The organism is Stutzerimonas stutzeri, from assembly GCF_024448695.1.
In the GTDB taxonomy this organism is placed as follows: domain Bacteria; phylum Pseudomonadota; class Gammaproteobacteria; order Pseudomonadales; family Pseudomonadaceae; genus Stutzerimonas; species Stutzerimonas stutzeri_T.
This window is the reverse complement of the sequence record NZ_JAMOHY010000003.1, coordinates 207,321-232,807: the sequence shown is the minus strand read 5'-3', so window position 1 is coordinate 232,807 and position 25,487 is coordinate 207,321. Positions and strand designations below refer to the sequence as shown.

Below are 25,487 nucleotides of genomic sequence, written 5' to 3'. Positions count from 1 at the left end.
ATGCCCCATGACGATCTGCGCCGTTTCGCCCTGACCTGCTATGCACAACCCGGCGTGGAAAGCGCCTGCCTTGAGCTGCAGGCAGCGGGTGCGGATGTCTGCCTGATGCTCGCGGGCGCATGGCTGGAGCTGCGCACCGTCGCCTGCACGCCAGAGCGCCTGCAGCAATTGAGACGTGTCAGTCATGACTGGCAGACCCAGGTGGTCACGCCACTACGCAGCCTGCGTCAGGCCTGGCGCAAGCAAGCGGCGACGGATAGCGCATTGGGCGCTCTACGTGATGAGGTGAAGCGACTGGAACTGGACGCCGAATATATTCTGCTCGAACGGCTGCAACAGGCAGCGCAACAATGGCCGGCGGGGCAGGAATCAGTCGACTGGCTGAGCGCGCTGTGCAGCGCGCTCACTGGCGATACGCGCGCGCCGCAGGAAAAACTGCGGCGCGCGGCAATGGTTTTGGCGAGAAGCCTAAACAGCTGATGTCAGGAGTCAGTCGCCGTTGCGGCAGCCGGCTTGCGGGTGGCAGGTTTCTTCACCGCTGCGGGCTTGGCGGCGGGCTTAGGCGCAGTCGCGGGCTTGGCGCGGCTGGCGGCTGGACGGACAGCAGGTGCCCTGGTAGCCACTGCCTTGCCTTCGGGGGACTGAGCAGCTGTAGCCGGCTTTGGGGCTGCAGCGGTCTTGACTGCAGGCTTGACCGCGCGAGCCCGCGCAGGCGCTTTCGTTGATGCAGAAACCTTGTCACGGGTAGCCAGTGCCTGCGCTGCAGCCTGTCCGACCTTGGTAACACCCTGCGCCAGGGTAAGGCTCTTTTCAGCATCACGCTTGAGATCGGCCAGATAACTCAGGGTCTCGCTTTGGCGTGCCTGCAGCAGCGCCAGCATGTCGTCGAGCTCAGCCAGCTTCGAACGAGCCTTGGCCTGTGCCTTGGACTTGCCTGCGTTACCGGCCTCGTCGAGCCTGGCCCTCGCCTTGACCAGCTTTTCCTGAGTCTTGCCACGCTGCTTTTCGAGCTTGGCAAGCAGCTGCTCCGGCTCTTTCTGCGCGTCGGCGCAGGCTTTCTGCAAATGCTCCACCAGACTGTGTGAAAGCTGCTCAAGCAGATGCAACGGGGTGGTAACCGACTTTTTCTTCGCGGGCATGAAGACGCCTCCTGGCGATATGGGTGCGGCCATATTAGACGGACTGCCGCATTCAGCAAACACCGGCACCGCCTGCATGGCGTCTAGCCGGCATGCGACTAGACCGTAGCGGCAGCCTGCTTGTGCGCCATATGCAGGACCTCGATCAGGCAGTCCTCAAGCTCGAATCGCTCATGCAGCAGCTGTCCGAGGCATTTCAGCTCTTCATGCAGGCCGGGGCTGTCCAGGCAATCACCCTTGTCGCAGCGATCATTGAATGCCACGGCAACATCGGTAATGGCTTCGATGCGCGGGTATATCTGGCGAGCCAGTTCAAGGCCACGCGCGTCTCCGAAGGCCTCGGCCTCCTGGAGCAGTTGTTCGTATATCTCGAAATGCCCTGCTGACACATAGTCCAGCAGAATCTGGCAGAAGCGCTGCAAAGCCGGTCGGCTCAGCGCAGCCTCGCCGCCATTCAGTCCGTCAAATACCTTGATCAGTTCATGGCGTTCCTGCAGCCAGCGGTCGATCAGCAGGTGCACACCTCCCCAGCGTTCCTGGGCGTTCCGACAGCTCTCGAGCATGATGACCTCACTTCCCTAATCGATGTTGTCTGTTGCGCCTTCCGAGACTTTTTTGTCTGGGGATATCGGCCTTGGGTGAGTGGCAACGCAATGACGAAATCCAACGCTGCCCGAGCAGACTAAGCCCCGGCGATCGAAGCTTCAAGCCGTGCGAATCATTTGTTCGACACCCGCCCAAAACCCGCAAAACGCGCTGATCCGATATCGGACACCCAAGCGCAGCGATCATTCAATCGCGCCGCAGCATCTGCCAGAAACAGAACAGCGACATGCCGACAAACGACAACAGGGTCCATTCGGGAATACTCATGCCAAGCAAGGTCCAGCTGACCTCGGCACACTCGGCCGTACCATGCAGCACCAGCCGGGCAATCTCCTGGAACGGCAATGCATCCATCATGTATTCGAGGCTGGGCAGGCAACTGGGCAGTTGGTCGGCAGGCACGCTTTGCAGCCAGATTTGCCGAATGGCCGTCGCACCGCCCGCCAGCGCAAACAAAAGGGCCAGAACCGAATAACCACGACGACCGGCCTTGCGCGGCCCGTGTAGCGCGGCCACCAGGCAAACCAGGCCGAAGCCGATCACGCAGATACGCTGAACGATGCACAGCGGGCACGGCGCCAGCCCGACCACATGTTCCAGGTAGAGTGCGGCGACCATCATCAGCACGCAGCCGATGAACGCCAGTAGAAAGAGAGAACGAGGGCTGGCCAGGTTCATGGAGGCTCCGCAGGCAGGAAAAGCTCGCTACGGTATTAGCCTGCGCGGCAAGCTGCAAGCCTGACAGCAGGCGCCCGCAAGCGCCTGCGCCCATTGCTAACTGTTGCCGATCACCTGCAATCGGCTGTCGCCCGAACTGTCTACCAGCCCAAGCCCTTCCTGAAACAGTCGATTGCTGCGCTCCTTGTCACCCAGCCGCGCCAGCAGCCGTGCCAATTCGGCACAGGTTTGCGGACGGTGCTCCAGTCGCAGACTGGCTTCGAAATAGTCGCGTGCCTTGCCCCAAAGTTCGTTGCGCAGGCTCAGCCGGGCCAGCGCCAGCAGCAACTCGGCATTGCCCGGGTGATCCTTCAGCCAGCCTTCGGCATGACTCAGCTGACGCGCCGGCTCGCGCCCCTGCACACGCCCATAGCGCTCGACCAGGCGATCATCGAACTGGCGCTTGAGCGCTGCGTACAGGACGTCCTCCGCCTTGGCTTCGTCCCCAAGGCGTGCGAGACCGTCGGCATAGGCGCGCACCAGCGCCGGCTCGTTGCGCAAGCTGCTCGGCGCATTCTGCCAGCGCTGTCCGAGCGCCTGCCGCGCCTCTTCAGCAGTTGCTTCGGGGAGTTGGCCAGCTTGTTCGATGGCCGCCGTCCAGGCCAGCAATTCAAGCTCGCTCAGCCGTGCCGGTGGCAGTACACGATGCTTGCGCAGCTCAGGAAGCAGGCGGCACAGGGCAGGCCAGTCCTGCAGCTGCACATAGAGCTGTTGCAGCAATGTCAGCACATAGTGATGGCGCGGATGCTGGTCATGCAGCCCGTTCAGCGTTTCTCGCGCCTCGGCATACTGACCTCTGGCGATCTGTAACTGCGCCTGGGTCAGGCCGATGGCCAGACCAGCTTGCGGCTCACGCTCACGCGCACGCTGCAGTAGCTCGTCGCTCTGTTCATGTTCGCCCAGCTCATTGGCTGCACGGGCAGCGCCCAGATAATGCACCAGAGGCTGGCGGTCATGCTCGGCGGCAACTCGCAGGTGGACAAGCGCGTTGCTCCACTGCCCTTCAGCCAGCTCACGCAATCCGCTGCGCGATGCTTTGGCAATGCGCCGCTCGCGGTGACGACGCGACCAGGGATTGACCAGTGCGCCAGACAGCTGCAGCACGCCAAGGACCCAGCGCACCAGCACAGTCAGCAGCCAGAGGCAGAGCATCAGCCCGAGCAAAACCCAGAGACTCGACTCATAGCGAAAGCGGTCGTAACTGATCAGGACATAACCTGCGTCCTTGGAGATGGCCCAGCCAACAGCACCAACAATGGCCAGCAGAACGATGAGGAAAATGGCCAGCCGCTTCATGTGCGCACATCCTCTTCACTCGCCTGTTCAGCCTCGCCAGCAGGCTCTTCGTCCACCTCGACCGGCTCGCCGCTCTTGCCGGTCTGACGTTTTTGCACATAGGCCTGCAGGGTCTGCAGTGCAGGAGCAAGATCCGGCAGGGTGACCGAGACCTGGCGTCCGGAAAGTGCCGCGATACGATCCCGCAGCCCGCGACTCTGACCGTTGTCTTCGTTGAAATGATCTTCGATCAGGCGGACAGCCTGCGCCAGGGACTGCCGATAAACTTCGGCGTTGCCGTTGAGTACGGCCCATTGCGCCTGCTCGATGGCCAGCGAAAGGGCCAGCCGTACCTGTGCCAGACTTTGCCCGGCCAACAGCGGCTTGACGTCAGTGCCCGCATTGAAATCGATCCGTACATAACGGGTCATTTCGTCCAGCCACTGCCGCCAGCGACTGCCGCCCTGGCTCTCGGGCTGGGCCTGGCCAAGCTCGAACTCGGGTGCCAGGGTGCTCAGCTGGTTGGCCTGGCCACCCAGCGCGCCCAGTTGCAGAAACAGACCCGTTCGGTCCAGCTCCGGCAGGCTGCGCAAGGCCTCCAGGCCCTCCAGCAGCTTCTGTCTTGCGGCGTAGGCACCCGGATCATCCTGCCGACGCAGGATCAGGTCCGCCTCTTCGACCAGCGAAACGGCACTGTTCACGTCCTGCATGGCTGACAGACGCAGCATTGCCATGCGCAGCAGGTGTTCGGCCTCGGCCAGCTGCCATTGCTCACGGCTGGCGCCCAGCACCTGTTCGACACGCCCGGAAAGCCGCTGCTGGTCGCTCTGCAGTTCCGCCAGCAAACGTCGCTGCTCGCCCAGCTGCTCCGCAGTCGGCAATTGTTCCAGTCGTGTCAGGCGCGTGGCCAGTTGCTGACTGCGCTCGTTCAACTGGGCTGCCTGCTGACCTGTAGCCTGCAGAGCTTCGATCTGTTGCTGCTCCTGACCGGTCAGTTGCTGTACTTGCCAGACGCTGTAACCGCCAGCCGCCAGACCGGCCAGGCCAACCAGCAGGGCCAGACCGACCAAGGCGCCGCGACCACTCTTCTGCGTGGTGGCAGCCGCTTTGTTCGGCGGGTTTTCCCTGACGGGGATGGCGGGCTCCTGGTCCGAGGATTGCCGAGGTGTCTTATCGGAATCTACTTCGCTCACATTTCCATCCTTTGCATCGTTAAGCAGGCTCGGGAGTTTCCCGCAATGCCGCCAGCAACGCCGCGATTCCGGCACCGCGGCAGTCCACTATTCTTTTGGCGCCCAGTGCTGCAGCCATTTGCGCAACGCGGGGACTGGGTACGAACAAGGGTAGCTCACAAAGTTCGGGCCAGTCGGAAGCCGCCAGACCATGCAATGACTCCAGCCCCTGCCCGCTGCTGACCAGCAGGGCATTGAGGCGCTGCGCACGCAGGGTTTCAATCAGCGTTCCGGGTGGATACTCGGGCAGATAGCGGCGATAGAGTTCCAGCTTGTCTACCTGAACGCCTCGACTACACAGGGTATCGGCCAGATGCTCGCGCCCGCCTTGCCCCCTCAGAATCAGCACCCTGGGGTCCGTCGCGGCACCCAGTACCTCATTGAAACGCGGCAAGGCCAGCAGCGCTTCGCTATCGTCGCCGCGGAGCGGCCAGCTTGCATCCAGACCGAAGTCTTCCAGCAGCGCACCCGTGGCGCCGCCGACACTGAACCAGACCTGTCCATGCGGCGGCTGTGGCCAGTAGCGATCCAGCAGCTCGAGCCCCAGCCTGGCCGCCGGCTTGCTCACTACCACGACCGCGCAGTAGCGATCGAGTTCGAGCATGGTCGCGCGCTGCTCGGGCGTTTCCGGTAGTGGTTCGATGGCGAGCAGCGGCAGACTGCTGCTCTGGATGCCTTCTGCCGACAGTGCAGCCGACAGTGCGATGCACTCCTCGGTCGGGCGCGTCAGCAGCAGACGCCAACTGCTCACGCCTTGCCGGCCTCGCCGTAAATATCCTGAAGAATTTTTCCGGCGCCCTGCGCCAGCAGTTCTTCAGCGACCCGTACCCCGAGCGCTTCGGCTTCCGTGGCTGGCGCCCGGCCTTCGGACCGCAGCAGCACTTCGCCATCCGGCTGACCGACCAGACCGCGCAACCAGAGCTGATCGTCTTCAAGCACGGCATAACACGCGATGGGCACCTGGCAGCCGCCATTCAGATGACGGTTCAGCGCACGTTCGGCGGTCACGCGCAGCGCGGTTTCAGGATGATTCAGGCACTCCAGCAACTGATGCAGTTCGCCGTCGCCGGTACGGCATTCGATACCGACCGCGCCCTGGCCGCCTGCCGGCAGGCTGTCCTCGACACTGATGCTGGAGCGGATGCGCTCACCAAAGCCGAGGCGGATAAGCCCGGCGGCGGCGAGAATGATGGCGTCGTACTCACCGGCATCCAGCTTGGCCAGGCGGGTATTGACGTTGCCGCGCAGAAACTGGATTTTCAGGTCTGGACGCCGTGCCAACAGCTGGGCCTGACGGCGCAGGCTCGACGTGCCGACCACCGCGCCCGCCGGCAGTGCAGCGAAGTCATCAAAATGGTTGGAAACAAAGGCATCGCGCGGATCTTCCCGCTCGCAGATGCAGTACAGGCCGAGCCCCTCGGGGAACTCCATCGGTACGTCCTTCATCGAGTGCACGGCAATGTCCGCCTCGTTCTCCAGCAGGGCGGTTTCCAGCTCCTTGACGAACAGACCCTTGCCGCCGATTTTCGCCAGCGGCGCGTCAAGCAGCTTATCGCCCCGGCTGACCATGGGCACCAGGCTGACGCTCACATGGGGATGTGCGGCTTCAAGGCGCGCCTTGACGTATTCGGCCTGCCACAGGGCCAGGGCACTCTTGCGGGTAGCGATGCGAATTTCGCGAGACATGGACAATTCCAGAACAATGAATTGCCGGCGATGATAACAGGCCCGATCCTGTCACTGGGTTGGCAGGAATCAAGGAAGCGGTTCAAGCAATGAGCTGTGGCTATAGCGTGCTCATCAATTTACGCACACCTGCAACATGCCGTCGGCTGACGGTCAGCGGCTCGCCTTCGAGCCCCTTGAGAAACAGCTGAAAATGGCCCAGCGGGGTGCGCTGCAGGCGCTCGATGCGGTCACGGTAGACCAGCGCGTTGCGATGGACACGCACGAAACGCTCGCCAAACTCGTCTTCCAGCGCTTTCAGCGGTTCATCCAGCAGCACCTCTCCGTTTTCGTGCCGCAAGGTGACGTACTTGTGATCAGCTATGAAGTAAATCACCTGGGCCAGCGGAATCAGCTCGATGCCCTTGCGCGTGCGCGCACTGATATGGCTGCGTGGCCCGTTGCCGGCAATCGCCGCGGGTCGGGTGAGTGCCGCGAGCTGGACGCGGTTCGGACGCTCGGCCTTTTGCAGCGCTTCGGCCAGATGCTCCGGACGTACCGGCTTGACCAGATAGCCAACCGCACTGACCTGGAATGCCTCAACAGCAAATTCGTCATGGGCGGTGCAGAAAATCACCGCAGGAGGCGCATCGCGTTCGCACAGCTTGGCGGCCACCTGCAGCCCGTCGAGGCCCGGCATGCGGATATCCAGCAGGACGATATCAGGCCGCAATTCCTCGATCAGGGTGAGGGCCTCTTCGCCATTGCTGGCGGAAGGTTCCAGGACACGATAGCCGTCAAGTTCACCTACCAGGCGGCCGAGGCGCTCGCGGGCCAGAGGTTCGTCATCGACAATCAGCACATTCATATGGATCAGGCTTCCTGCTTTTGTGTCGCACATGGATAGCGTAGACAAGTGTAGTAACGGGCGTTACGCCGCTCCACGCTGAGACTCGCCGCAGGACCGAAAAGTGCCGTTAGTCGAGCGTCTATATTGTGCAGCGCCTGCCGGGTGCCTCGGGACGGCTGCGCTTGAGCGGTCTCGTCGAAGGGGTTGCTGACCTGCAAGTGAAATACGCCATCGGCATAATAGGCCGCCACACCGACCGTGCCGCCCTCGATGCGCGGCTGGATTCCATGTATCAGCGCATTTTCCAGCAACGGCTGCAGGGTCAGTTGTGGAATGGGCAGATCTTCAGGAACGCCGTCCACCTGCCACTCCACCTGCAGCCGGTCACCGAGACGATAGTGTTCGATGGACAGATAGCGCCGCGACAGCTCCAGCTCTTCGCGCCAGGGCACCAGCGTACCGGGGCGGGCCAGGCTGGCGCGAAACAGATCGGCCAGGTCCAGCACGGCCTGTTCGGCCTGCGGCGGATCGGTCGCGATCAGGCTGGCAATGCTGTTCAGGCTGTTGAACAGGAAGTGCGGCCGAATGCGCGCCTGCAGCGACTCGATGCGCGCACGCAGCTCGGCCTGTTCCTGACGCCTCCACTGGCTTTGCAGGTAGAAATAACGCAGCAGAAGGCCTGACATGATCAGGCTGATCAGCGCATGACGCAGGTAGAGGTTTACTTCACCCTCACGCGACAGCGGCCCGCCCAACTGATAGATGTCCGCCACGGCTGTGCACGCCAGCGTCAGGCCCACCACCAACGCACAACAGACGAGCCCGGCCAACCACGGCGACAACCTGGCCAGCAGCGGTCGCAGCCGGCAGGTCAGCCCGACCGACAGCAGCATGACCCATTGCACGAACAGTGACGCCAGCGCCAGCCGCACCCAATCGAAGCCCGGCTGCATCGGCTGGGCCAGCACCAGCACCAGTACGAGCAGCTCGGCCAGCAGTACCAGGCCAAGCAGCGCCTCGGGCTGGCACAGCTCGGGCACGAAGAAATCATCCGTCGGGGGCGCGGTTTTTTGCGGGATTGTCTGCATGGCAGCAGTGTCGGCGTGCCTCGGCATGACCGCAAGGAGCTGCTGCACGGAGTTGCAGGCAAAGTTCGGAAATGCTGTCCAGCGCACTGTTCGCCATGCCTCCGAGACGACGGCCAACCCTGTTATCATCCGCGCCTTTACAGTTCCCGATTTCAGCGAGCGCATTCATGAGCACCGACAAGACCAACCAGTCCTGGGGCGGCCGTTTCAGCGAGCCCGTCGACGCCTTCGTCGCCCGATTCACCGCCTCCGTCGAGTTCGACAAGCGCCTCTACCGCCACGACATCATGGGCTCCATCGCCCACGCCACCATGCTGGAAAAGGCCGGCGTGCTGACCGATGCCGAACGCGACGAGATCATCGCCAATCTGAAAGACATACAGAGCGAGATTGAAGCCGGCACCTTCGAATGGCGCGTCGATCTGGAAGACGTGCACATGAACATCGAGGCGCGCCTGACCGACCGCATCGGCGTCACCGGAAAGAAGCTGCACACCGGCCGCTCGCGCAACGACCAGGTCGCCACCGACATCCGCCTGTGGCTGCGTGACGAAATCGACCTGATCCTCGGCGAAATCACCCGCCTTCAAGAAGGCCTGCTGGGCCTGGCGGAAGCCGAAGCGGGCACCATCATGCCCGGCTTCACCCACCTGCAGACCGCGCAACCAGTGACTTTCGGCCACCATTTGCTGGCCTGGTTCGAGATGCTGTCGCGCGATTACGAGCGTCTGGTCGACTGCCGCAAGCGCACCAACCGCATGCCCTTGGGCAGCGCCGCGCTGGCCGGCACCACCTACCCGATCCAGCGCGAGATCACCTGCGAGCTGCTGGGCTTCGAGGCCATCTCCGGCAACTCGCTGGACGGCGTCTCGGACCGCGACTTCGCCATCGAATTCTGCGCCGCCGCCTCGGTCGCCATGATGCACCTGTCGCGCTTCTCCGAAGAGCTGGTGCTCTGGACCAGCGCGCAGTTCCAGTTCATCGACCTGCCCGACCGCTTCTGCACCGGCTCCTCGATCATGCCGCAGAAGAAGAACCCGGACGTGCCGGAGCTGGTGCGTGGCAAGACCGGTCGCGTGTTCGGCGCACTGGCCGGCCTGCTGGTGCTGATGAAGGGCCAGCCGCTGGCGTATAACAAGGACAACCAGGAAGACAAGGAGCCGCTGTTCGACGCCGCCGACACCCTGCGCGACAGCCTGCGTGCCTTCGCCGACATGGTTCCGGCGATCAAGCCCCGACGCGAAATCATGCGTGAAGCGGCCCTGCGCGGCTTCTCCACCGCCACGGATCTTGCCGACTACCTCGTACGCAAGGGTCTGCCGTTCCGTGACTGCCACGAGATCGTCGGCCATGCCGTGAAGTACGGCGTGCAGACCGGCAAGGACCTGGCCGAGATGAGCCTCGACGAGCTGCGCCAGTTCAGCGACCAGATCGACGACGACGTGTTCGCCGTGCTGACGCTGGAAGGCTCGGTCAACGCCCGTGACCATATCGGCGGCACCGCACCGAATCAGGTACGCACCGCCGTGCAGCGCGGCAGGGACCTGCTCGCCAGCCGCTGACCCACGCCCGTAGCGGGCGCCTGCCCGCTCCGAACCGGAGGCGCCCATGCACCCGCGCAAACCGCGCCTTCCTTTCGCCAACGCCTGGTTCTTCCCTGCCGCCGCGCTGTATGCGGCCCTGCTGCTGCCGGTCTCGGTACTGACAATCCTCGGCCTGATCCCTGCCCTGCCGGGGCTGGCCACGCCCGCCGGACATGCTCAGGAAATGCTCTTCGGCTTCGCCCTGGCGGTGATTGCCGGCTACCTGCTCGGCCCGCAACCCTTGCGGGTGACACTTGCGCTGCTGGCCTGCTGGCTGCTGGCGCGGTTCGGCTCGCTGTTCTGGCCCGGCTCCTGGCTGGCGCTCGGCGCTACGCTGCTGTTCGCCAGCGGGCTCGCCTGGAAGGTGCTGCCGCGCTTTATCGGTGCCGCTAAAAAGTGGCGCAACCAGTCCGTCGCGCCGGTGGTCGGCGGGCTTGCCCTGCTCAGTGCCGTCACCGCCAGCGGCCTCGATCAGGGCCTGGTTCGTCTGTTGCAGCACGAGGCGCTGCTGCTGCTCGCCGCCCTGCTGTTCTTCATGGGCGGGCGCATCATCGCACCGGCACTCGCCGGCCATGCGCAAAATGAAGGGCGACGGCTGGACGCTCGCGTACAGCCGCACCTGGAAGGCGCAGTGCTGATCCTGCTCGCTTTCGCGCTGCTGCTCGCGCCCATGCCCTGGATACTGCTCCAACGCCTGGCCGGAGCCACTCTGATTGCCGCCAGCGTGCTTACCGCCATCCGCCTGCTGCGCTGGCAGCCCTGGCATTGCCGGACACGGATGGACCTGCTGGTGCTGCTGCTCGGCTATGCCTGGCTTGCCCTCGGCCTGCTGCTGCTCGGTCTGAGCGCGATCATCCCGACGCTCCCCGCGACCGCCACCCTGCACGCCCTGAGCGTCGGTGCGCTGGGCAGCCTGACCTTTGGCGTGATGGCGCGCACGCGACTGGTCCAACGCTTTCGTGATCCTGCCGCGCGGCGCTGGATTCATCCGCTGGCGTTGCTGATAAGCCTGGCGGCACTGGCGCGTATCGCCCCGGCACTGCTGGGCTGGCAACACACGGGCTGGCTGCTGCTCGCCGCCGGCTGCTGGACGCTGGCCTATCTGGCATTGGCCTTGCTGCTCTGGCAGTGCCGCGATGCTCATCCCGACAAAGGTCGCCATTTACCGGTGGAACGCTGAGCCCGCGACCGGAACTCCGCGGCGGCAGACATGACCTACAAGCATCGGCTGGCAAAAAGTCGCAGCCCTTGACCTTACCGGGACCGGCATGACTGACCTTCGTACACTGCTGCTGAACCAGGACACTCAGGGCGGCGAGCTTTTCGAGTCACCCAGGGAACGCCTGATGTTCTACCGCTCGGAAATTCACTTCGAATCCTCATTGCTGGCAGAACGAACCAGTGCCTATTTGTCCTCGCAGTCCTTCCTGATGATCGCGTTCGCCTCGACGATGGCCAACAGCAATCCAGACTGGGGGAACCTGTTTCGCCTGGTGGTTCCGGCAGTACTGGCATTGCTGGGCCTGATTACATCCCTGCATGCGATGCCAGGTATCAAATCCAATTTCGAGGTCATCGAGCGCTGGCACCAGAAGCAGGCCGAACTGCTGCAACGCGAGGGCCGCGTCGGCATACTGCCAAACAACGAGTCGGCACTGTTCGGCGAAGGCGACAGCCCCGCAGGCGGCAGGCGCTACAAGCGCACTTTGTTGTTCTCGCTGCGTACACCACTCATCTTCTCGCTGGTATGGTCGGTATTCGGCATGCTGTGTCTGGCGCTGAGCTTCATCGACTAAAACACCGCGCGAGCTGCCGGACACCATCAGCGGAGGGACGTTGCCATGCCGAAATCAGACCGCCCACGTTTTCGCGTCGATGCCGATCGCCAGAGCGGCAGCCGCCGGGTACGCTACATCGAAACCAGCCGCCCGGATGACGGTGGCTGCACCCTTTGCCAGTTGGACGAAGAAAATCCACTGCCACCCGAGAACCGCGCCATGTCCGAACCGCACGACGACGAAGCCTTCGCCGAATCCACCCTGATACAGGCCATCGAAAACCAGCTGGAAGCCGGCGAGCCGGCGGCGACCCAGGCCACGCTGAACAAGCTGACGCTGGTTGGTTACGAACGCGATGAGAGCCTGCACATGATGGCGCTGGTGCTGGCGCAGGAAATTCGCCAGATGCTCGACGAAGATCGAGCGTTCGACACCGAGGCCTACGAAACCATGCTGCGCAACCTGCCTGAGCTACCGGAATAGCCTGAGGTTTCACCAGCCTGCAAGACATGGATCAAGCCAGGGATGCGTTCTCCCATTACACTCAGCACACGGGGCGCCAGCGCCCACCATCCGAGGAACGAGCATGTCGTATACCCCCGAGCAAATCGCCGAACTGGACGTACTGTGCCAGTTCAACCTGGAAAACCTTCAGGAAGGCCTCAAGGTTCATCACAACGCCAGCCCATCCACCATCGCCGCCTTCGAGCGCCTGCACCAGAAGGGGTTGACCAGCCAGCCAGACGGCGGCTATCTCACCAGCCTTGGCCGCGATGCGGCGGAGCAGGCACAGACACTGCTGACCATCCTCACAGAGACCGCTGAGGCCTGAGTCGATTCGTAGTGGTGCGACACTATCACGAGAGCCGCTGACACCCTCTGAGCGCCAGTCGTCGCCGCCTGCTCAAGCCCGGCGTTGACTGGCCGATGATGGGTGCAGGCAGGCCATTGAAACTGCGTCAGCCAAGTGAGTTGCCGAGCCTGTTTTGAGGCTCTGTGACCAGCCCAGAGAGTTTTCAACAGCCTGCCAGCCCCGCGATCTGTACGAAAATATCCATGACCCGCATTCATGAAATCCGCCCCGTTCTCGAAGACGGCATCGACCGCAAGGTGCTGGCGTCGCTGCGCACGCGCTTTCTGACGATCAACAAAGGGCGCCTGGAGCGGGCACTGGAAACGCTGTCGCCACGCCAACAGCCGGTGCTCAAACTGTTGCCGCTGCTGTTTCACGTCAACCATCCGATCCTTCCGGGCTATGTTTCCGCCACCGTGCCAGCCGGCCTGGCCGAGTTCGAGCCGGACGCCGAGATACTGGCCGAGGCGCAGCGCCTGAGCCGATCGTTCTCCCACAAGCCCCAGCGTGGAAAACCCTCCCAGCCGATTCAGGGCCTGTTCCTCATGGGCAGCCTGGGGACCATCGCCCAGGAAGAGCAGAGTGATGTGGATGTCTGGGTTTGCCACGACCCGCAACTGTCGCCGCAGCAGCTCGGCGAGCTGCGCAAGAAATGCGACATGCTGCAGGCCTGGGCAGCAAGCCTGGGCAGCGAGGCACATTTCTTTCTGGTCAACCCGGAACGTTTTGTCCAGGGCCAGCGCGAAACCAGGCTGACCTCCGAAGATTGCGGCACCACCCAGCATTATCTGCTCCTGGATGAGTTCTACCGCACGGCCATCTGGCTCGGCGGCCGCACGCCGCTCTGGTGGATGGTCCCCGACTACGAAGAACATCGCTACGGCGAGTACGTCAGTGCCTTGCTCAGCAAGCGTTTCGTGCGCAGCGAAGAAGTGCTGGACCTGGGCAACCTCGGCAGCATTCCGGCAGGCGAATACCTCGGCGCAGGCCTGTGGCAGCTGTACAAGGCGCTTGAAGCCCCCTACAAGTCACTGTTCAAGCTGCTGCTGATCGAGGTCTACGCCAGCGAGCACCCGCAACTGCGCTGCCTCAGTCTGGATTTCAAGCGCGCCGTCTATGGCGGGCATATGGATCTGAACGAGCTCGACCCCTACATCGCCGCCTACCGCCGGATCGAGGGCTATCTTGCCGAGCGCGACGACCATGAGCGCCTGGCGCTGCTGCGCCGCTGCCTGTATCTGAAGGTCAACAAGCCCCTGAGCCGGCCCCCGACCCGGCACAAGAAAAGCTGGCAGCGCTGCCTGCTCGAACGCCTGAGCCGCGACTGGGGCTGGGACGAGCGCCAGTTCATCCAGCTTGATCGGCGCGGGCGCTGGAAAACCCGGCAGGTCGAACAGGAGCGACGGGCGCTGGTCAACGAACTGACCTATGCCTACCGCTTTCTCAGCGAATTCGCCCGTCGCCAGCAAATTACCAGCAGCATCGACGAGCGTGACCTGGGCGTGATCGGCAGACGCCTGCAAGCGGCCATCGAGCGCAAGGCCGGCAAGATCGAGGCGATCAACCTGGGCATTTCGCCGGACATGGCCGAGGACCAGCTCACACTGGTACAGAGTTACGACGCCGCTGGCGATCTGTCCTGGGCGCTCTACGAGGGCAGCCTGCATGCCAGGGAAATCGCCAACTTCTCACCCTTGAAACGCACCCGTGAGCTGATCCCCCTGCTGGGCTGGTGCCATCTCAACGGCATCATCGGCAGCGCCACCCATATCGCCCTCCATCCGGGTGACAGCGGCATGACCGAAGCTGAGCTGTTCGCACTGCTGAGCGGCCTGCGCCAGACGATTGCGATGCCGCCGCCCGTCGTCAGCGAAGAGACACTGCTCACCGCAGCCGTACCGACTCAGGTGCTGATGCTGATCAACGCCGGCTTCGATCCGTTCAAGCCTGAACAGGCGCCGGCATCGAGAGGCACAAGCCTGCCTGGCTATGACACGCCGCGGGAAAACCTGGTGCTGAGCATCGACCAGCTCACGCTCAACAGCTGGAACGAACTGATCGTCAGCCGCTACACCGGCCCGCTGGCGCTGGCCAGCTGCCTGAGCAGCTATCTCGCCAGCCTGTCGAGCGGCAACCGTCCAGGGCTACAGGTTCGCTGCTTTACCCCGCAAACCGGACCGGCCATTGCGCGGCGGGTGGAAGACATCATCCGCGACGGCCAACAGGCGCTTGGTGAGAATGGCGACAACCGCTACCTGCTGCAGATCAGGCAGCAGTTCCACGTATTCGAACTGCTGTCGGAGCAGATCAGCCATACCCAGCTCAACGACCATGGCGCGCTGCTCGAGTATCTGGGTGAGGCCCATCACCGCCACCGCCCACTGCATCTGGATCGTAACCTGCTGGCCGGCCATGATCTGCCCCTGATACTGGCGCAGGGCAAGGAGGATTGCCTGCAGATCTTCTACCGCATCGAGGGTGATCAGGCCGAACTGAGCGTACTGGACGAATTCAACGCCCTGTGGCGCCAGCGCTTGCCTTATCGCGACGAGCAAAGCCTGCTGACTCCGCTACGGCGATTCCTGCAATCCCTGGAACACCGCCGCAGCGCACAGGAGGCGCTGGATGAAACAGGTATCGCCAGCATGGAGATCCTGTTCTATCGGATCATGCCGGCCCTTGGCGAGCGTCCGGCCTGGGTGGAACGCCGCAATCCGCCGCGCATCGAGGTCAATGCACCCCTGCATGACGTGCAGGCAATCATCGAACCCGGTGAACGGAGTCGCTCGCAGGTCACCCTGTATTGCAACCAGCAGGAATTTTCCAGCCTGGAATACGGCAGCGGCCTGTTCGCTGCCGTAGCCCGTTACATTCTGGCTCAGCGCCGACTGGGCGAGCGCTATCCCTGCTACATCACCGACCTGGATCTTTCCGCACTGCATGGCAGCGGGCGCTCACAGACCGTGCAATACCTGCGCTACAAGGCCCATCTGGAAGCGGCTCTCAATCAGGCCACCAGCCAGATATGAGAAAAATTGCCTTTGGATAATCGAAGAACAATGCATTGACGAGGTGGTGAAGTCGGGAACCCGCACAGAAAGCCCATCCGCGGTTTCCGAGCACTTCTCTACGTCTCAAGCCTACTGTTTGACAGGGCATCGCGCCACGATGCCCCTTGCACAGCGCTGGCCAGAGTCAGGCCAGCGAACAGCGGTTTACAGATTGAAATCGCCCGCAGCTTCTGGCTGATATTCCACTTCCAGCAGGGTCAGCTTGAGCACCTTGCCGCTGGGTGTCGGCCAGTCGATATGCTGGCCGACAGTCATGCCCAGCAGCGCAGTGCCGACCGGTGCGAGCACCGATACGGTGCCGTCCTTGCCAGCATCCTGGGGGAAGACCAGCGTCAGGTGGTAATCCTTGCCGCCGCTTTCCTCACGGCAGTGGACACGCGAGTTCATCGAGACGACACCGGCTGGCAGCTCGCTGCGCTCGACCACTTGGGCACGGGACAACTCCTGCTCAAGCGCCTCGGCGGCCGGACCGTAATCATCCAGGCTATCGAGCAGCCGCTCCAGCCGCTGAAGATCGGGTTTGGTGATTATGATTGACGGTGCAGTGGTCATGGGTCCTGGTCAGCTCCAGCAAAAAGTCTAAAGGGGAAAAAGCAAAAACCCCGCCCTAAGGCGGGGTTTTTAAACCTGAACAGACCCTATCACAGCCTATTAAATAAGCAAGTGGGTCGGCTCGCGGCGCCAGCGCAGAAGCTTCAGAGATCCTCGAACTCAAGCGCCTCGCCGCCCTGCTCCAGTACCACCCGGGTCAGCAGCTCGCCCAGACGCTCATCGTTGGCGTCGCAGATCCACAACGCAGCGGCATCATCATAGTCGAAATGGAAACCACCCGAGCGGGCGGCAACCCAGAGTTGGCGCAGTGAGGGCTGGCGACTGAAGATCAGCTGGCTGCCGCTTTCAAAACGCACGGTCAGCACGCCTCCCGAATTCTCCAGATCGACATCCATACCGCTGTGGTCGAACACATCCTCGATTTCTTCCTGCACCGCATCGACAAGGTCATGGAAGCGCGCTTCGCTAAGGCTCATGGGTCGTTTTCCTGCTGAATAAATGGCGGTCCTAAGCCGCGATACGCCGGCGAGCTTATCAGGCCTGCTGCGCGACTGCCCGCTCACATAGGCAATCCACCGAGCGCTGGGTATACTCGCCGCATTCGTTTTTTCAAGGATTTCTTCCCATGAAGCGTCTGCTGCTTCCTCTTGTCGCCCTTGCCATGCTGGGCTCCGTGCTCGCCGGCTGCGGGCAGAAAGGCCCGCTGTATCTGCCGGATGACGAAGCCACCGTCAAAGAACGCTCCAAAGACCGATTCGAACTGTAAGGAGGCATCACCATGGAGGCCTTCTCGTACCGCGACGGTCAACTCTTCGCGGAGGGCGTGGCACTGCCTGCTCTCGCGCAGCGCTTCGGCACCCCTACCTACGTCTATTCCCGCGCGCATATCGAGGCGCAGTACCGGGCCTATGCCGATGCCCTCGCGGGCATGCCGCATCTGGTCTGCTTCGCAGTGAAAGCCAACTCCAACCTCGGCGTGCTCAACGTACTGGCGCGCCTGGGTGCCGGCTTTGACATCGTTTCGCGCGGCGAACTTGAGCGCGTCCTGGCGGCTGGTGGCAAACCGGAGCGCATCGTCTTCTCCGGCGTCGGCAAGACCCGTGACGACATGCGCCGCGCGCTGGAAGTCGGCGTGCACTGCTTCAACGTCGAGTCCACCGATGAGCTCGAGCGCCTGCAGCAGGTCGCCGCCGAGCTCGATCTCGTCGCGCCTGTATCGCTGCGGGTCAACCCGGACGTCGACGCCGGTACCCATCCGTACATTTCCACCGGGCTCAAGGAAAACAAGTTCGGCATCGCCATCGCAGATGCCGAGGCCGTCTATGCCCGCGCCAATGAGCTGAGCAACCTGGAAGTGGTCGGCGTCGATTGCCATATCGGCTCGCAGCTCACCACCCTGCCGCCCTTCCTCGATGCACTGGACCGGCTGCTGGGCCTGATCGATCGCCTTGCCGAGCGTGGCATCCATATTCGCCACCTGGATCTGGGCGGCGGCCTCGGCGTGCGCTACCGCGACGAGCAGCCACCGCTGGCCGGCGACTACATCAAGGCCGTGCGCCAGCGCGTAGAAGGCCGCGAGCTGGCACTGGTATTCGAGCCGGGTCGCTCCATCGTGGCCAACGCCGGCGTGCTGCTGACACGCGTGGAATACCTCAAGCACACCGAACACAAGGATTTCGCCATCGTCGATGCGGCGATGAACGACCTGATCCGCCCGGCGCTGTACCAGGCCTGGATGGACGTGGTGCCGGTGCAGCCACGCGAAGGCAAGAGCCGTCCGTACGACATCGTCGGGCCGATCTGCGAAACCGGGGATTTCCTCGCCAAGGACCGCGAGCTGGCCCTGGCCGAAGGCGATCTGCTGGCCGTGCGCTCAGCTGGCGCCTATGGCTTTGTCATGAGTTCCAACTACAACACCCGCGGCCGTGCCGCCGAGGTGCTGGTGGACGGTGATCAGGCTTTTGAAGTGCGCCGCCGCGAAAGCGTGCAGGAGCTCTATGCTGGCGAAAGCCTGCTGCCCGCCTGAGGCCGACACGATGCTTTTGCGCTTCACCAAGATGCACGGGCTGGGCAATGACTTCATGGTCATCGACCTGATCAGCCAGCACGCGCACATTCAGCCCAAGCATGCCCGGCAATGGGGTGACCGGCACACTGGCGTGGGCTTCGACCAGCTGCTGTTGGTCGAGCCACCGCACAACCCCGATGTCGACTTCCGCTACCGCATCTTCAATGCCGACGGCTCGGAAGTGGAGCAATGCGGCAACGGCGCGCGCTGTTTCGCCCGCTTCGTGCTGGACAAGCGGCTGACGGCCAAGCGCCGGATACGCGTCGAGACGAAGGCCGGCATCATCGAGCTGAACCTGCGTGCCGACGGCCAGATCAGTGTCGACATGGGGCCGCCGCGACTGGTCCCAGGTGAGATTCCGTTTCAGGCCGATACAGAGGCGCACAGCTACCCGCTGAACGTCGATGGCGAGCAACTGGAAATCGCTGCGATTTCCATGGGCAATCCTCACGCTGTACTGCGCGTGAGCGATATCGACAACGCACCGGTACATGCGCTGGGGCCGAAGATCGAGCACCATCCGCGCTTTCCGCAGCGGGTCAACGCCGGCTTCCTGCAGGTCGTCGACCGCCAGCATGCCCGACTGCGCGTCTGGGAACGCGGCGCGGGCGAAACCCAGGCCTGCGGTACCGGCGCCTGCGCCGCGGCCGTCGCCGCGATTCGCCAGGGCTGGATGGATTCACCCGTGCAGATCGATCTTCCCGGTGGCCGTTTGTCCATCGAATGGGCAGGTTCCGGACAGCCCGTTATCATGACCGGCCCCGCCGTACGCGTTTTTGAAGGACAGGTTCGCCTATGACCGAGCAGAACCAGAACAAGCCGCCGCTGCCCGATGCCGAAGCCGTCGCAGCCTATTTGAGCGCTCATCCGGAGTTCTTCGTCGATCACGACGAGCTGATTCCCGAGCTGCGCATTCCGCATCTGCCGGGAGGCGCCGTCTCCCTGGTGGAGCGCCAGGTGAAGCTGCTGCGCGAGCGCAACATCGAGATGCGCCATCGTCTGTCGCAACTGATGGACGTGGCACGCGACAACGACCGGCTGTTCGACAAGACCCGTCGCCTGGTGCTCGACCTGCTCGACGCTGGCAGCCTGGAAGATGTCATCGGCGCGGTGGACGAAAGTCTGCGCCATGAGTTCCAGGTGCCTTTCGTCAGCCTGATCCTGTTCAGTGAAACTCCGCTGTCGGTTGGCCGCAGCGTCAGTCAGGCTGAAGCGCAACAGGCCATTGGCGGCCTGCTGGCCGGCGGCAAGACGATCTGCGGCGTACTGCGCCCGCATGAACTGGCTTTTCTCTTCGGTGAAGAAGCCAGCAAGGAGATCGGTTCCGCGGCAGTGGTCACGCTCAATCAGCAGCAGGGCATTCTGGCCATCGGTAGCCGCGACCCGCAGCATTACAAGAGCTCGCTCGGCACCCTGTTTCTGGGGTATATCGCAGAGATACTGACCCGCGTTCTGCCCCGTTTCTCCTCACCACTGCGGTCGGTACGCTAGAACGGCTGCAAGCAAACGTAGGGCGGGGTGTCGTTTTTTACATTCACCACGACCCTGCCCGCCGGGTCGGTGAAGCATGACCCGACCTACGGAAGCCCGATGCAAACCGACCTCGACGCCTATTTCCAGCATCTGCGCAGCGAACGTCAAGTATCACCGCACACGCTGGACGGCTACCGCCGCGATCTGCTCAAGGTGGTCGACTACTGCGAGCGGCAGCAAGTGCAGCAGTGGACCGAACTCAAGCCCCACCATGTCCGCCAGTTGATTGCCGATCAGCATCGACAGGGGCTGTCCAGCCGCAGCCTGGCGCGGCTGTTGTCATCGCTGCGCGGGCTGTTTCGCTATCTGAATCAGGAAGGTCGCTGCAGCCACGACCCGGCAGCGGGTATCTCCGCGCCGAAGGGCGAAAGGCGTCTACCCCGGCTGCTGGATACCGACCGGGCGATGCAGTTGCTCGATGGCGGCATCGAAGACGACTTCATCGGCCATCGTGACCAAGCCATGCTGGAACTGTTTTATTCCTCAGGCTTGCGCCTGTCGGAACTGGTCGGCCTGAACCTTGATCAGCTCGACCTGCCGGCGGGCCTGGTGCAAGTTCACGGCAAGGGCAACAAGGCGCGTGTGCTGCCCGTAGGACGCAAGGCGCGTGAGGCGCTGCAGGTCTGGTTGCCGCTGCGCGCCCTGAGCAATCCTGTCGATGGTGCCGTGTTCGTCAGCCAGCAGGGTCGCCGCCTTGGCGCGCGTGCAGTGCAGTTGCGGGTGCGTCAGGCCGGTGTGCGCGAGCTGGGCCAGCACCTGCATCCGCACATGCTCAGGCACAGTTTCGCCAGCCATATGCTGGAATCCTCACAAGACCTACGCTCGGTGCAGGATCTGCTCGGACATGCCGATATCGGTACGACACAGATCTACACCCACCTGGATTTTCAGCACCTGGCCAAGGTCTACGATCAGGCGCACCCCCGCGCCAAGCGCAAGCAGGACAGTGAACCATGAGCATCCGGCTGATCACCTTCGATCTGGACGACACACTCTGGGACGTGCGCCCCGTACTGCACAGCGCCGAACTCACTCTGCGCGAGTGGCTGGCCCGGCACACACCCGAACTCAACGATTATTCCATCGAGGCGCTGAGCGCCATCCGCCACACATTGCTGGACGCGCAGCCGGAATTGCGCCACCGCATCAGCGAGCTGCGCCGGCGCGTGCTCTGCAACGCTCTGGAAGGCGCCGGCTATCCGCACGGCGAAGCGCGCGAGCTTGCCGAGCAGGCCTTTGAGGTGTTTCTCGAAGCACGGCATGCAGTGCAGCTGTTTCCCGAGGTGCATCCGACTCTGGAGCAGCTGGCCAACCATTACACCCTCGGCGTACTGACCAACGGTAACGCCGACGTGCGCCGCCTGGGGCTGGCCGATTATTTCGATTTTACGCTCTGCGCCGAGGAGCTGGGCGTCGGCAAACCCGATCCGCGCCCCTTCTGCGAAGCGCTCAAACGGGCCGGCGTCGCAGCCGAACATGCCGTGCATATCGGCGATCACCCGAGCGACGACATCGGCGGCGCACAACGGGCCGGCATGCGCGCGATCTGGTTCAATCCCGGCGGCGGACCGTGGCAGCAGGCTGGCGGACAACCGGATGCAGTCATCACCAATCTGGCGGAACTGCCGGCGCTGCTCGACAACTGGCGCAAGCCGTAAGGCCGAATTCATTCGGACTTTGCGCCCTTGTCCACCGGGTGAGACAAGACGGGAGCAACCGGCTAATCGCACACGAAAAAGCCCAGCAACTGATTGAAGCTGGGCTCCATGGGATGAAGCCTGGAGCGCTACTGGCGAAGCGTCCAGTTGCCCCGCCCGTCATCCGCGTTTCACCGCTCCGATCAGATAGGCCGGCTGCCGTACTTGCTGTCCGGCTTCTTCGGAGGGTCGGCTACCACATTGGGCTCGACCTCCTGCACCCGACCACCACGCGCCAGGTATTCTTCCATGGCCCGCGCCAGCTCATCGCGTTCGCGCTGTTTGGCTTCCAGACTGGGCAATTCCTCGGGGTCTGCTGCCTTGGCCTTGGCCTTTTTCGGCGTTGGCGTGGCGCGCTCGCTGTCGGTGCCTTCGTGGTCGTCGCTGTCGTCACCGTCTTCGGCTGCGCCCAGCTCTTCTCCGTCATCCTCCTCGCCCACGTCCAGATCGTCTTGTTCTAATTCTTCTTCGCTCATGTTCCAACCTCATGCCTAGCCAGCGATAAGTTATAGCCCAGCGATGCGCGCCCTTGGCCACCGCAAGAAAAAATTCAACTCGCCATCCCGTGCAACGTTGCGATCACCTGCCGCGGGCCGCCCTGGTCCCGGTGCTCACCGAGATAGATGCCCTGCCAGGTGCCCAGCGCCAATCTTCCTTGTGCCACCGGCACACTCAACTGGCAGCCCAGCAGGCTGGCCTTGAAGTGTGCAGGCAAATCGTCCGGCCCTTCGTAATCATGCTCGTAACCACCCGTCCCCTGCGGCACCAGCTGATTGAAGAAGCGCTCGAAATCACGCGGGACTGCAGCGTCGGCATTCTCGTTGACGGTCAACGAAGCCGAGGTGTGCCGCAGCCACAGGTGTAACAGACCAACCCGGCATTGCTGCAGTTCCGGCAGCGCCGCGAGCAGCTCATCGGTGATCAGATGAAAGCCCCGTGGTCGCGAGCGCAACGTGATGGTCGTCTGTTGCCACATGTCGAAAGCGCCCTTGCAACTGAACGCGCGCATTCTAGCGCGGCGCCAGAAAAAACAAAGGGCGCCGAAAGGCGCCCTTGTCGGTGACTCGAGAATCACTTCTTGTTAGTGAACTCCGGGTAGGCTTCAAGACCGCACTCGACGATATCCACGCCCTCGTATTCTTCTTCTGCGCTAACCCGCAGCCCCATGACGGCCTTGATGATGCTCCAGACAATCAGGCTGGCGATGAACACCCAGGCAAAGATGCAGGCCACGCCCAGCAGCTGCGCCGCGAAACTGGCATCGGCATTGGTCGCCGGAACGATCAGGACACCCCAGATACCGGCCACCCCGTGCACCGAAATGGCACCGACAGGGTCATCAAGCTTGAGCTTGTCCATGCCGAGGATGCTGAACACCACCAGCACGCCACCCACGCCACCGATCAGCACGGCCTGCAGCGCCGTCGGGGTCAGGGGCTCAGCGGTGATGGCCACCAGGCCGGCCAGGGCGCCGTTGAGAATCATGGTCAGGTCGGACTTGCCGAACAGCAGACGCGAGGTGATCAGCGCCGCAACCAGGCCACCGGCAGCCGCCATGTTGGTGTTGGTAAAGACCTGGGCGACGGCGTTGGCGTCCTCGATGGTGCTCATGCGCAGCTGCGAGCCACCGTTGAAGCCGAACCAGCCCATCCACAAGATGAAAGTACCGAGGGTCGCCAGCGGCATGTTGGCACCGGGGATGGCGTTGATCTGGCCATTCGGACCGTACTTGCCCTTGCGTGCGCCAAGCAGCAGGACACCGGCCAAAGCAGCGGTAGCGCCGGCCATGTGCACGATGCCTGAGCCTGCGAAATCGAGGAAGCCTGCAGCATCAAGGAAGCCGCCGCCCCATTTCCAGAAGCCCTGAACCGGATAGATGAAGCCGGTCATCACCACCGCGAAGGCGATAAAGGCCCAGAGCTTCATGCGTTCGGCCACCGCGCCGGAGACTACCGACATGCAGGTCGCGGCGAACACGATCTGGAAGAAGAAGTCGGCACGTGCGGAGTAGTAAGGTGCATCCTCACCGCCAGCGGCCACGACATCCACCGCATGCTCGTCGCCGATCAGAAAGCCCAGGCTCGGCAGGATGCCTCCCTCGGGGCTCGAGTACATGATGTAGTAGCCGATCAGCAGATACATGATCGACGCCACCGAATACAGCACGATGTTCTTGGTGAGAATTTCAGCGGTGTTCTTCGCCCGTACCAGGCCGGATTCGAGCATGGCAAAACCAGCCGCCATCCACATCACCAGGGCGCCGCATATCACGAAGTAGAAAGTATCGAGTCCATACTGGACGGGTATCAAAGCTGTGCTGTCCATGTGTCACCTCTTGCTGTCGCGCATCTCGCGCCGTTCGGTCGCCGCTCAGCCGCTTTCTGCGGCAAGCCGGCCCCAGACCCCGGTGCTGACTCCGGGGGTTCGTACTCTTGAAAATCGGATTTGCTGCGCTCGCCAGTGCGCCTGGCGTAGCTGCGCTACGTCGAACCGCGGATGGGAATGCCGGCGCGAATGAAGGAAAAGAGGACATCAGCCAGGCGGCTGCGGCAACCGGCAGAGGCACCTACGCCATCTGAGGCGACCGTGCAGAGGGCGCTCGTCAGGCCGGGGATGGCCACGAACGGCAGCGGACCGATGGCCGAGTGCATCCGTGGCATGTCGCCTGAGTCGAGCGTTGTCTCCTGCGTCAGGCGCGAGCCTGGGGTTTGCAGGGACAAAAGGGCTCCTAGCCCTGCGATCTTTCGCAGAGTCATAGTGTTCACTCCTGGGGCGTGGGGTTCGGTGGGCTTGGCTCAGATCGCGTCGGTATCGGTCTCGCCGGTACGGATGCGGATGGCCTGCTCCAGGTTGACGACGAATATCTTGCCGTCACCAATCTTGCCGGTGTTGGCAGCCTTGGTAATTGCCTCGATGACTCGGTCGAGCTGATCGTCGGCAATCGCCACATCGATCTTCACCTTAGGCAGAAAATCGACAACATATTCCGCACCGCGATACAGCTCGGTGTGTCCCTTTTGCCGACCGAAGCCTTTGACTTCGGTAACAGTGATGCCCTGTACGCCGATTTCCGACAGCGACTCGCGGACATCGTCCAGCTTGAACGGCTTGATGATGGCAGTGACTAGTTTCATGAAAACTTCTCCCGTTTAGGTGGACTTGCCCCAGAAGTACGAACCCGAGGACAAGTCTAAGCTCAGTGTCTGGCTCTTGTAACGCGCCGCTGTAATCCGGCAACGTCCCGACACTTTTCGCCGCTCTGGCAAAACATCCCGAATCACCTGTGCACCATCCCGTTGATGCGTGCGCCACAACAAGCCAAGCAGAATCAATGCCAACTCCTCGAAAGCCCTATTGCTCGGGCCTCAAGGCTGAATGAATGCCTGCCAAGCGCACCCGTGCACCAGATCGAACCGCGTGCACGCAGCCGTGCCCGCTAATCGTGCATGACCGCAAAAAGCAGCTACGGGCGGGCGTGTTACACTGCCTGCCGCTCAGAAACAGGTGATGCCATGTTCCCGCCCAAAACTCTTCTCGACGCCATCGGCTCCCAGGCCTCGCGCCTGCTCAATGGCGCAACGCCCTTGCCGAACGCTGAAATCGAAGCCCGCTTCAAGGCCATCCTGCAGGGTGCCCTGAGCAAGCTCGACGTGGTCAGCCGCGATGAATTTGATGGCCAGATGCTGGTTCTGGCACGCACGCGCGCGCGCCTCGAAGCACTTGAGGCCAAGGTTGCCGAACTGGAAGAAAAACTTACGCCGCCTACCGCCGGGTAGTTGC

Annotated in this window: 30 protein-coding genes; 14 read left to right on the top strand and 16 right to left on the bottom strand. The window is 62.8% G+C overall.

Annotation, left to right across the window (positions count from 1 at the left end; all coding sequences use genetic code 11):
* Positions 1 to 480 carry a TIGR02444 family protein gene (locus NAV32_RS05100; RefSeq protein ID WP_256051705.1) on the top strand — a complete coding sequence of 160 codons (480 nt, stop codon included), beginning with the start codon at positions 1 to 3 and terminating at the stop codon, positions 478 to 480.
* A gap of 2 nt (positions 481 to 482) precedes the next feature.
* On the opposite strand, the gene NAV32_RS05095 is transcribed toward NAV32_RS05100, so the two are convergent.
* From NAV32_RS05095 to NAV32_RS05055, 9 genes are all read right to left on the bottom strand, one after another.
* Positions 483 to 1,139 (bottom strand): AlgP family protein, encoded by a 657-nt coding sequence (locus NAV32_RS05095; RefSeq protein WP_256051704.1) that lies wholly within the window; start codon positions 1,137 to 1,139, stop codon positions 483 to 485.
* A gap of 98 nt (positions 1,140 to 1,237) precedes the next feature.
* Entirely contained in the window at positions 1,238 to 1,702 is a 465-nt protein-coding gene (rsd, locus tag NAV32_RS05090; protein WP_256051703.1) for a sigma D regulator, read from the bottom strand.
* A 229-nt stretch (positions 1,703 to 1,931) separates the two neighbouring features.
* A complete protein-coding gene (locus NAV32_RS05085) occupies positions 1,932 to 2,423 on the bottom strand; it encodes a disulfide bond formation protein B (protein WP_256051702.1) in 492 nt (163 codons plus the stop codon).
* A gap of 96 nt (positions 2,424 to 2,519) precedes the next feature.
* The gene (locus NAV32_RS05080; protein ID WP_256051701.1) at positions 2,520 to 3,758 is read right to left on the bottom strand and encodes a heme biosynthesis HemY N-terminal domain-containing protein; all 1,239 of its coding nucleotides are present in this window, start codon (positions 3,756 to 3,758) and stop codon (positions 2,520 to 2,522) included.
* Positions 3,755 to 4,930 (bottom strand): uroporphyrinogen-III C-methyltransferase, encoded by a 1,176-nt coding sequence (locus tag NAV32_RS05075; protein ID WP_423836414.1) that lies wholly within the window; start codon positions 4,928 to 4,930, stop codon positions 3,755 to 3,757. The genes NAV32_RS05080 and NAV32_RS05075 overlap by 4 nt, the downstream gene beginning before the upstream one ends.
* Positions 4,931 to 4,949: 19 nt before the next feature.
* A complete protein-coding gene (locus NAV32_RS05070) occupies positions 4,950 to 5,720 on the bottom strand; it encodes a uroporphyrinogen-III synthase (RefSeq protein WP_256051700.1) in 771 nt (256 codons plus the stop codon).
* The gene (hemC, locus tag NAV32_RS05065) at positions 5,717 to 6,655 is read right to left on the bottom strand and encodes a hydroxymethylbilane synthase (RefSeq protein WP_256051699.1); all 939 of its coding nucleotides are present in this window, start codon (positions 6,653 to 6,655) and stop codon (positions 5,717 to 5,719) included. The genes NAV32_RS05070 and hemC overlap by 4 nt, the downstream gene beginning before the upstream one ends.
* A gap of 100 nt (positions 6,656 to 6,755) precedes the next feature.
* On the bottom strand, positions 6,756 to 7,502 hold the full coding sequence (locus NAV32_RS05060) for a LytR/AlgR family response regulator transcription factor (RefSeq protein WP_256051698.1): 747 nt from the start codon (positions 7,500 to 7,502) through the stop codon (positions 6,756 to 6,758).
* Between the two features lie 5 nt (positions 7,503 to 7,507).
* Positions 7,508 to 8,572, bottom strand: coding sequence for a sensor histidine kinase (locus tag NAV32_RS05055; RefSeq protein ID WP_256051735.1), 1,065 nt, complete (start codon positions 8,570 to 8,572; stop codon positions 7,508 to 7,510).
* Positions 8,573 to 8,739: 167 nt separating this feature from the next.
* Between NAV32_RS05055 and argH the strand changes: the two genes are divergently transcribed.
* From argH to NAV32_RS05025, 6 genes are all read left to right on the top strand, one after another.
* On the top strand, positions 8,740 to 10,134 hold the full coding sequence (argH, locus tag NAV32_RS05050) for an argininosuccinate lyase (protein ID WP_256051697.1): 1,395 nt from the start codon (positions 8,740 to 8,742) through the stop codon (positions 10,132 to 10,134).
* 46 nt (positions 10,135 to 10,180) lie between these two features.
* Positions 10,181 to 11,335, top strand: a complete 1,155-nt coding sequence (locus NAV32_RS05045) for an NnrS family protein (RefSeq protein WP_256051696.1) — start codon at positions 10,181 to 10,183, stop codon at positions 11,333 to 11,335.
* 88 nt (positions 11,336 to 11,423) lie between these two features.
* A complete protein-coding gene (locus NAV32_RS05040; protein ID WP_256051695.1) occupies positions 11,424 to 11,951 on the top strand; it encodes a hypothetical protein in 528 nt (175 codons plus the stop codon).
* 45 nt (positions 11,952 to 11,996) lie between these two features.
* Complete coding sequence (locus tag NAV32_RS05035; protein WP_256051694.1) at positions 11,997 to 12,416, top strand: hypothetical protein; 420 nt, start codon at positions 11,997 to 11,999, stop codon at positions 12,414 to 12,416.
* Between the two features lie 103 nt (positions 12,417 to 12,519).
* Complete coding sequence (locus tag NAV32_RS05030; protein WP_256051693.1) at positions 12,520 to 12,765, top strand: TIGR02647 family protein; 246 nt, start codon at positions 12,520 to 12,522, stop codon at positions 12,763 to 12,765.
* Positions 12,766 to 12,989: 224 nt separating this feature from the next.
* On the top strand, positions 12,990 to 15,815 hold the full coding sequence (locus tag NAV32_RS05025) for a class I adenylate cyclase (protein ID WP_256051692.1): 2,826 nt from the start codon (positions 12,990 to 12,992) through the stop codon (positions 15,813 to 15,815).
* A 186-nt stretch (positions 15,816 to 16,001) separates the two neighbouring features.
* Here the strand turns inward: NAV32_RS05025 and rnk are convergent, their stop codons facing one another.
* Both rnk and cyaY read right to left on the bottom strand, forming a co-directional pair.
* Complete coding sequence (rnk, locus tag NAV32_RS05020; protein WP_256051691.1) at positions 16,002 to 16,409, bottom strand: nucleoside diphosphate kinase regulator; 408 nt, start codon at positions 16,407 to 16,409, stop codon at positions 16,002 to 16,004.
* A 143-nt stretch (positions 16,410 to 16,552) separates the two neighbouring features.
* A complete protein-coding gene (gene cyaY / locus NAV32_RS05015; RefSeq protein WP_256051690.1) occupies positions 16,553 to 16,885 on the bottom strand; it encodes an iron donor protein CyaY in 333 nt (110 codons plus the stop codon).
* A gap of 149 nt (positions 16,886 to 17,034) precedes the next feature.
* On the opposite strand from cyaY, the gene lptM reads away from it, so the two are divergent.
* The 6 genes from lptM to NAV32_RS04985 all read left to right on the top strand — a co-directional run bounded on the left by lptM (position 17,035) and on the right by NAV32_RS04985 (position 21,668).
* A complete protein-coding gene (lptM, locus tag NAV32_RS05010) occupies positions 17,035 to 17,175 on the top strand; it encodes an LPS translocon maturation chaperone LptM (protein WP_256051689.1) in 141 nt (46 codons plus the stop codon).
* Between the two features lie 12 nt (positions 17,176 to 17,187).
* Positions 17,188 to 18,435 carry a diaminopimelate decarboxylase gene (gene lysA, locus NAV32_RS05005; RefSeq protein WP_256051688.1) on the top strand — a complete coding sequence of 416 codons (1,248 nt, stop codon included), beginning with the start codon at positions 17,188 to 17,190 and terminating at the stop codon, positions 18,433 to 18,435.
* 10 nt (positions 18,436 to 18,445) lie between these two features.
* Positions 18,446 to 19,276 (top strand): diaminopimelate epimerase, encoded by an 831-nt coding sequence (dapF, locus tag NAV32_RS05000; protein WP_256051734.1) that lies wholly within the window; start codon positions 18,446 to 18,448, stop codon positions 19,274 to 19,276.
* Complete coding sequence (locus NAV32_RS04995) at positions 19,273 to 19,968, top strand: DUF484 family protein (RefSeq protein WP_256051687.1); 696 nt, start codon at positions 19,273 to 19,275, stop codon at positions 19,966 to 19,968. Before dapF ends, NAV32_RS04995 begins: the two co-directional genes overlap by 4 nt.
* Before the next feature lie 99 nt (positions 19,969 to 20,067).
* Positions 20,068 to 20,967: a tyrosine recombinase XerC gene (gene xerC / locus NAV32_RS04990; protein ID WP_256051686.1), complete on the top strand. Its 900-nt coding sequence runs from the start codon at positions 20,068 to 20,070 to the stop codon at positions 20,965 to 20,967.
* The gene (locus NAV32_RS04985) at positions 20,964 to 21,668 is read left to right on the top strand and encodes an HAD family hydrolase (RefSeq protein ID WP_256051685.1); all 705 of its coding nucleotides are present in this window, start codon (positions 20,964 to 20,966) and stop codon (positions 21,666 to 21,668) included. Before xerC ends, NAV32_RS04985 begins: the two co-directional genes overlap by 4 nt.
* A gap of 182 nt (positions 21,669 to 21,850) precedes the next feature.
* Here NAV32_RS04985 and sutA read toward each other — a convergent pair whose 3' ends face one another.
* From sutA to glnK, 5 genes are all read right to left on the bottom strand, one after another.
* Positions 21,851 to 22,183 carry a transcriptional regulator SutA gene (gene sutA / locus NAV32_RS04980; protein WP_256051684.1) on the bottom strand — a complete coding sequence of 111 codons (333 nt, stop codon included), beginning with the start codon at positions 22,181 to 22,183 and terminating at the stop codon, positions 21,851 to 21,853.
* Positions 22,184 to 22,257: 74 nt separating this feature from the next.
* Positions 22,258 to 22,683: a secondary thiamine-phosphate synthase enzyme YjbQ gene (locus NAV32_RS04975; RefSeq protein ID WP_256051733.1), complete on the bottom strand. Its 426-nt coding sequence runs from the start codon at positions 22,681 to 22,683 to the stop codon at positions 22,258 to 22,260.
* Positions 22,684 to 22,778: 95 nt separating this feature from the next.
* Positions 22,779 to 24,032 (bottom strand): ammonium transporter, encoded by a 1,254-nt coding sequence (locus NAV32_RS04970; RefSeq protein WP_256051683.1) that lies wholly within the window; start codon positions 24,030 to 24,032, stop codon positions 22,779 to 22,781.
* A gap of 155 nt (positions 24,033 to 24,187) precedes the next feature.
* Complete coding sequence (locus tag NAV32_RS04965; RefSeq protein WP_256051682.1) at positions 24,188 to 24,427, bottom strand: hypothetical protein; 240 nt, start codon at positions 24,425 to 24,427, stop codon at positions 24,188 to 24,190.
* A gap of 75 nt (positions 24,428 to 24,502) precedes the next feature.
* Positions 24,503 to 24,841, bottom strand: a complete 339-nt coding sequence (gene glnK / locus NAV32_RS04960; protein ID WP_003096476.1) for a P-II family nitrogen regulator — start codon at positions 24,839 to 24,841, stop codon at positions 24,503 to 24,505.
* Between the two features lie 378 nt (positions 24,842 to 25,219).
* On the opposite strand from glnK, the gene NAV32_RS04955 reads away from it, so the two are divergent.
* Entirely contained in the window at positions 25,220 to 25,483 is a 264-nt protein-coding gene (locus tag NAV32_RS04955; protein ID WP_256051681.1) for an accessory factor UbiK family protein, read from the top strand.
* Positions 25,484 to 25,487: the final 4 nt, after the last annotated feature.

Coding starts and splice junctions, on each gene's coding strand:
- NAV32_RS05100 (WP_256051705.1), top strand. CDS start 1: ATGCCCCATGACGATCTGCGCCGTTTCGCCCTGACCTGCTATGCACAA.
- NAV32_RS05095 (WP_256051704.1), bottom strand. CDS start 1,139: ATGCCCGCGAAGAAAAAGTCGGTTACCACCCCGTTGCATCTGCTTGAG.
- rsd (WP_256051703.1), bottom strand. CDS start 1,702: ATGCTCGAGAGCTGTCGGAACGCCCAGGAACGCTGGGGAGGTGTGCAC.
- NAV32_RS05085 (WP_256051702.1), bottom strand. CDS start 2,423: ATGAACCTGGCCAGCCCTCGTTCTCTCTTTCTACTGGCGTTCATCGGC.
- NAV32_RS05080 (WP_256051701.1), bottom strand. CDS start 3,758: ATGAAGCGGCTGGCCATTTTCCTCATCGTTCTGCTGGCCATTGTTGGT.
- hemC (WP_256051699.1), bottom strand. CDS start 6,655: ATGTCTCGCGAAATTCGCATCGCTACCCGCAAGAGTGCCCTGGCCCTG.
- NAV32_RS05060 (WP_256051698.1), bottom strand. CDS start 7,502: ATGAATGTGCTGATTGTCGATGACGAACCTCTGGCCCGCGAGCGCCTC.
- NAV32_RS05055 (WP_256051735.1), bottom strand. CDS start 8,572: ATGCAGACAATCCCGCAAAAAACCGCGCCCCCGACGGATGATTTCTTC.
- argH (WP_256051697.1), top strand. CDS start 8,740: ATGAGCACCGACAAGACCAACCAGTCCTGGGGCGGCCGTTTCAGCGAG.
- NAV32_RS05045 (WP_256051696.1), top strand. CDS start 10,181: ATGCACCCGCGCAAACCGCGCCTTCCTTTCGCCAACGCCTGGTTCTTC.
- NAV32_RS05040 (WP_256051695.1), top strand. CDS start 11,424: ATGACTGACCTTCGTACACTGCTGCTGAACCAGGACACTCAGGGCGGC.
- NAV32_RS05035 (WP_256051694.1), top strand. CDS start 11,997: ATGCCGAAATCAGACCGCCCACGTTTTCGCGTCGATGCCGATCGCCAG.
- NAV32_RS05030 (WP_256051693.1), top strand. CDS start 12,520: ATGTCGTATACCCCCGAGCAAATCGCCGAACTGGACGTACTGTGCCAG.
- NAV32_RS05025 (WP_256051692.1), top strand. CDS start 12,990: ATGACCCGCATTCATGAAATCCGCCCCGTTCTCGAAGACGGCATCGAC.
- rnk (WP_256051691.1), bottom strand. CDS start 16,409: ATGACCACTGCACCGTCAATCATAATCACCAAACCCGATCTTCAGCGG.
- cyaY (WP_256051690.1), bottom strand. CDS start 16,885: ATGAGCCTTAGCGAAGCGCGCTTCCATGACCTTGTCGATGCGGTGCAG.
- lptM (WP_256051689.1), top strand. CDS start 17,035: ATGAAGCGTCTGCTGCTTCCTCTTGTCGCCCTTGCCATGCTGGGCTCC.
- lysA (WP_256051688.1), top strand. CDS start 17,188: ATGGAGGCCTTCTCGTACCGCGACGGTCAACTCTTCGCGGAGGGCGTG.
- dapF (WP_256051734.1), top strand. CDS start 18,446: ATGCTTTTGCGCTTCACCAAGATGCACGGGCTGGGCAATGACTTCATG.
- NAV32_RS04995 (WP_256051687.1), top strand. CDS start 19,273: ATGACCGAGCAGAACCAGAACAAGCCGCCGCTGCCCGATGCCGAAGCC.
- xerC (WP_256051686.1), top strand. CDS start 20,068: ATGCAAACCGACCTCGACGCCTATTTCCAGCATCTGCGCAGCGAACGT.
- NAV32_RS04985 (WP_256051685.1), top strand. CDS start 20,964: ATGAGCATCCGGCTGATCACCTTCGATCTGGACGACACACTCTGGGAC.
- sutA (WP_256051684.1), bottom strand. CDS start 22,183: ATGAGCGAAGAAGAATTAGAACAAGACGATCTGGACGTGGGCGAGGAG.
- NAV32_RS04975 (WP_256051733.1), bottom strand. CDS start 22,683: ATGTGGCAACAGACGACCATCACGTTGCGCTCGCGACCACGGGGCTTT.
- NAV32_RS04970 (WP_256051683.1), bottom strand. CDS start 24,032: ATGGACAGCACAGCTTTGATACCCGTCCAGTATGGACTCGATACTTTC.
- glnK (WP_003096476.1), bottom strand. CDS start 24,841: ATGAAACTAGTCACTGCCATCATCAAGCCGTTCAAGCTGGACGATGTC.
- NAV32_RS04955 (WP_256051681.1), top strand. CDS start 25,220: ATGTTCCCGCCCAAAACTCTTCTCGACGCCATCGGCTCCCAGGCCTCG.